Here is a 4,908-nt window from a genome sequence, read left to right on the forward strand (position 1 = left end):
AGATATAGAGCAAGACAGTAAGACAATATATATATTTTTAGGAGGATGTTACCATGTTAGGTAAAGTAAAATGGTTTAGCGCAGAAAAAGGTTATGGTTTTATTGAACGTGAAGACGGTAGCGATGTATTCGTACATTACTCTGCGATCCAAGACGAAGGCTTCAAATCTTTGACAGAAGGTCAAAATGTAGAGTTTGATATCGTTGATGGTAACCGTGGCCCTCAAGCTGCTAACGTTGTAAAAGCGTAATAACATACCAAAAAATACATAAAAGCAACATATAAAGAAACTCCGATATCGCATGATATTGGAGTTTTTCGATTGTTACTGGAAATAATATTTATAATTCTGCAAAAAATATAAAAATTCTTTTGAAAAAAAGAGGAGTTTTATACCTTGATGTAGAAATACTAAATATAACACGAGAGATAAGTAAAAAATTACTACACACTCGTATCTCGTGGATGATTTTTAGAAAGGGTGTTGACTTATGAAAGTAGCAATCAGAGGTAAAAACATTGAAGTAACTGCGGCTCTTCGTGAGTATGTAGAAAAAAGATTGGGTAAGTTAACCCGTTACTTTGATGATGAGTTAGATGCACAAGCAGTATTATCTGTAGTGCGTGATAAAGCAACCATTGAAATTACATGTTTCGTTGATAAAATTGTACTTCGTGGCGTAGAAACAAATGATGATATGTATGCAGCAATCGATTTAGTAGTAGATAAAATCGTTCGCCAAATTCATAAACATAAAACTCGTTTAGCAAAACGCTTCAAAAAACAAGAAGCTTTCCATCCTGAAGCTTTAGCAGCTCCTGTAGAAGAGGAAACTATCGAAGTTGTAAAACGGAAACACTTTGCAGTACGTCCTATGGATGTAGAAGAAGCTATCTTGCAAATGAACTTGATTGGACATGATTTCTTCATGTTCTTCAATGCGGAAACAGAAACAATGAATGTAGTATATCGCAGACATGATGGTTTCTATGGTTTAATTGAGCCAGAACTTCAATAACCTATAATGTCGGCTGAACTTAATCCTAACTCCTTTCTACTTTTTAAATCAGCCGATTATTATATCAAGGTGGATGACCATTTTGAGTCATCCACCTTTTTTATAAAATGCTATAAATAATCGTGAAATGCCTTGAATTCTTTGACTATTCAAGGCATTTTCGTTATAATAAATTAGATAAAATAATGTAAGATGTCCTATAGAGGAGTGATTTGTTTGTTAAGCTTTTTACAAAGGCTATTAGGCAATAATAACGCAAAAGAAATTAAAAAAATGCGTGCTATTGCTGATCATATTAATGAAATTGAACCGAATTATGTTAAATTAAGTGATGCTAACTTAGTAGCAAAAACCGATGAGTTTAAACGTCGTTTGCAAAAAGGGGAAACGTTAGACGACATTTTGCCAGAAGCATTTGCTGTAGTTCGCGAAGCATCTAAACGCGTGTTAGGCATGCGTCATTTTGATGTGCAGTTGATCGGTGGTATTTGCCTTCATAGAGGTAATATCGCAGAAATGCGTACTGGCGAAGGTAAAACATTAGTTGCTACATTGCCAGTATATCTAAATGCATTGACAGGTAACGGCGTACATGTTGTTACAGTAAATGATTATTTGGCTACTCGCGATAGTGAACAAATGGGTCGTTTATATAACTTCTTAGGCCTTTCTACAGGTCTTATTGTGGCTAATCTCGATTATAACCAACGTAAAGAAGCATATGCATGTGATATTACATATGGTACAAATAATGAGTTTGGTTTTGACTATTTGCGCGATAACATGGTATCTGATGTATCTCAAATGGTACAACGTCCATTGAATTACGCAATTGTCGATGAAGTTGACTCTATTCTTATCGATGAAGCGAGAACTCCATTAATTATTTCTGGTCCTGGTCAACGTTCCACAGATAATTACTACAAGTTAGCTAAAATTGTTCCTCATCTTGTAAAAGATGAAGATTATACAATTGATGAAAAACAAAAGACTATTGCACCTACTGATTCTGGTATCGCAAAAGTCGAAAAAATGCTTGGTGTTGAAAACTTGTATGATGCAGAAAACATCGAGTTAAACCATCTACTTGGTGCATCTTTACGTGCTTATGCTATGATGCATCGCGATACTGATTACGTAGTTAAAGATGGTGAAGTTGTTATCGTCGATGAATTTACAGGTCGTTTGATGTTTGGTCGTCGTTATTCTGATGGCTTACATCAAGCTATCGAAGCTAAAGAAGGCTTGAAGGTTGAACGTGAAAGTCAAACATTGGCTTCCATTACATTCCAAAACTATTTCCGTATGTATAAAAAGCTTGCGGGTATGACTGGTACAGCTAAAACTGAGGAAAAAGAATTCATCGATATTTACGGTTTGGAAGTATTGCCTATTCCTCCAAATAAGCCATTAGCCCGTGTAGATTTGCCAGATCAAATCTTTAAAACTAAGGCTGCTAAATATCGTGCCGTAGTACGTAATGCTGTAGAACGCCATCAAACTGGTCAACCTATCTTGATTGGTACTACATCTATTACACAATCTGAAGAGCTTTCAGATATGTTATTACGTGCAGGCGCACCACATAAAGTATTGAATGCAAAACATCATGAAAAAGAAGCTGAAATTGTTGCCAATGCTGGTCAAATGGGCATGGTAACAATTGCTACAAACATGGCTGGTCGTGGTACTGATATTACATTAGGGGAAGGTGTACCTGAATTAGGTGGCTTAGCTATCCTAGGTACTGAACGTCATGAAAGTCGCCGTATCGATAATCAGTTGCGTGGTCGTGCTGGTCGTCAAGGTGACCCAGGTTCCTCTCAATTCTTCTTATCCTTAGAAGATGATTTGATGCGTATCTTTGGTGCTGACAATATTACAGGCATCATGGATAAACTTGGCATGGAAGAGGATGAACCTATTGAGCATTCTTTGATTACTAAATCTATTGAACGTGCTCAAAAGAAAGTAGAAGATCATAACTACAATATTCGTAAATATGTACTCGAGTATGATGATGTTATGAATCAACAACGTGAAGTATTATACGAACAACGCCGTCGTATTTTACGTAATGAGTCCTTACGTGACACAATCAATGAAATGATTGATAAACTTGTTACTGAATCTGTAGATGCTTATGCAGATGAAAAATTATATCCAGAAGAATGGGATTACGAAGGTCTCTACAAGCACTTGAGTCAATATTTCTTAACCGAAGATATTATGACTCCTCAAGATATGGAAGAATATAGTCGTCAAGAATTATTAGAACGCTTGCTTGAAATTGCTCATGCTGAGTACCAAGATCGCGTTGATATGCTTGGTGATGCTATGTTTGGCCAACTTGAAAAGGCTATTATGTTGCGCGTTGTTGATAACAAATGGATGGAACATTTGGATAATATGGATATGTTGCGTGAAGGTATCGGCCTTCGTGCATATGGCCAAAAAAATCCATTGGTGGAATATAAATTTGAAGCCTTTGATATGTTCCAAAACATGATTGCTGCTATCCAAGATGAAACAATCATGGCGTTGTACAAAATTCGTGCACAATTGATTCAAGAAATTGAAGAACCAGTTGACCACTTAGAAGGTGCACAACCCCATCATGAAGATGTGTTGGAGCCACAAAACATAGATTAAGATTTGTGAATGGCACGTTGCTCAATGGGATTTCCTTCTGGGCAACGGCCATTTTTCTATTTTATTAAGGTGATAGTTTATCGATGTAATAAGCTAATAAGTTAAAGGTGGTGAACATAAATTGTTAGAAGATTTAAAACCTATTATTTCTAATCTAGAAGAACGTATTTATGGAATGAGGGATTCACTTTAACATCGCTCAGAAAGAAGATCGAATCTTTACCCTTGATGTGCAAATGAGCGACCCTACATTTTGGGATGACCCAGACAAGGCTCGTGAGATTTCTCAAGAAGCCACACAATTGAAAAATGCTGTAGAAAGCTATAAACAACTTGTTAGTGATATTGAAGATGCTAATGTAATGCTTGAGATGGCAATAGAGGAAGATGATTGTTCTCTAGAAGGTGAAATCAAGGATTATGTTCAACAAATAGAAGAAACTGTAGAGAAACAAGAAGTTCTTTTATTGCTTAGTGGTGAATATGATGCTAATAATGCGATTTTAACATTCCATGCCGGTGCAGGTGGCACAGAGGCACAAGATTGGTGTTCCATGCTAATTCGCATGTACTTGCGTTGGGCTGAAAAAGCAGGATTCTCTATTGAATTGATGGATGAACAACCAGGTGATGAGGCGGGCACAAAATCTGCTACATTTTTAATTAAAGGTGAAAATGCCTTTGGTTATTTGAAATCTGAAAAAGGTGTACATCGTCTAGTACGTATTTCACCATTTGATGCTGCTGCACGTCGTCATACATCCTTTGCTGCTGTTGATGTAATGCCGGAAATTGATGATACAGTAGAAATTAATATTGATATGAAAGATGTACAAGTAGATACATATAGAGCTAGCGGTGCTGGTGGTCAGCATATTAATAAAACTGATTCTGCTGTACGTATGACGCATAGACCAACAGGTATCGTAGTACAGTGTCAAACTCAACGTTCTCAAATGCAAAATAGGGAACAAGCATTACGATTATTGCGCGCCAAATTATTTGAATTAGAATTAGAAAAACAAGCAGAACTTAAAGAGCAAATTGGTGGTACCTATCAAGCGATTGAATGGGGTAGTCAAATTCGGTCGTATGTATTCCACCCATATAATCTCGTTAAGGATCATCGCACAGGGGTTGAAACAGGGAATGTACAATCCGTTATGGATGGTAATTTAGATCAATTTATGGAAGGTTTCTTGAAAAAAGAAGCGAATTTAACAATTTAGGAGTTCT

Annotated in this window: 4 protein-coding genes; all 4 read left to right on the plus strand. The window is 36.5% G+C overall.

Annotation, left to right across the window (positions count from 1 at the left end; all coding sequences use genetic code 11):
• Positions 1-53 precede the first annotated feature (53 nt).
• The 4 genes from QZ548_RS07970 to prfB all read left to right on the plus strand — a co-directional run bounded on the left by QZ548_RS07970 (position 54) and on the right by prfB (position 4,901).
• The gene (locus tag QZ548_RS07970; protein WP_005386847.1) at positions 54-251 is read left to right on the plus strand and encodes a cold shock domain-containing protein; all 198 of its coding nucleotides are present in this window, start codon (positions 54-56) and stop codon (positions 249-251) included.
• Positions 252-492: 241 nt separating this feature from the next.
• Positions 493-1,020 carry a ribosome hibernation-promoting factor, HPF/YfiA family gene (gene raiA, locus QZ548_RS07975; RefSeq protein ID WP_295869549.1) on the plus strand — a complete coding sequence of 176 codons (528 nt, stop codon included), beginning with the start codon at positions 493-495 and terminating at the stop codon, positions 1,018-1,020.
• 216 nt (positions 1,021-1,236) lie between these two features.
• A complete protein-coding gene (secA, locus tag QZ548_RS07980; RefSeq protein ID WP_295869550.1) occupies positions 1,237-3,672 on the plus strand; it encodes a preprotein translocase subunit SecA in 2,436 nt (811 codons plus the stop codon).
• Between the two features lie 121 nt (positions 3,673-3,793).
• Positions 3,794-4,901, plus strand: a protein-coding gene (gene prfB, locus QZ548_RS07985; RefSeq protein ID WP_295793020.1) for a peptide chain release factor 2 whose coding sequence is annotated in 2 segments (ribosomal slippage) — positions 3,794-3,850 and positions 3,852-4,901 — 1,107 coding nt in all. Because the reading frame shifts where the segments join, the coding sequence is not laid out codon by codon here.
• The last annotated feature ends 7 nt before the right edge of the window (positions 4,902-4,908 follow it).

It is taken from the genome of uncultured Veillonella sp., assembly GCF_915069625.1.
In the GTDB taxonomy this organism is placed as follows: Bacteria; Bacillota; Negativicutes; order Veillonellales; family Veillonellaceae; genus Veillonella.

Coding starts and splice junctions, on each gene's coding strand:
- QZ548_RS07970 (WP_005386847.1), top strand. CDS start 54: ATGTTAGGTAAAGTAAAATGGTTTAGCGCAGAAAAAGGTTATGGTTTT.
- raiA (WP_295869549.1), top strand. CDS start 493: ATGAAAGTAGCAATCAGAGGTAAAAACATTGAAGTAACTGCGGCTCTT.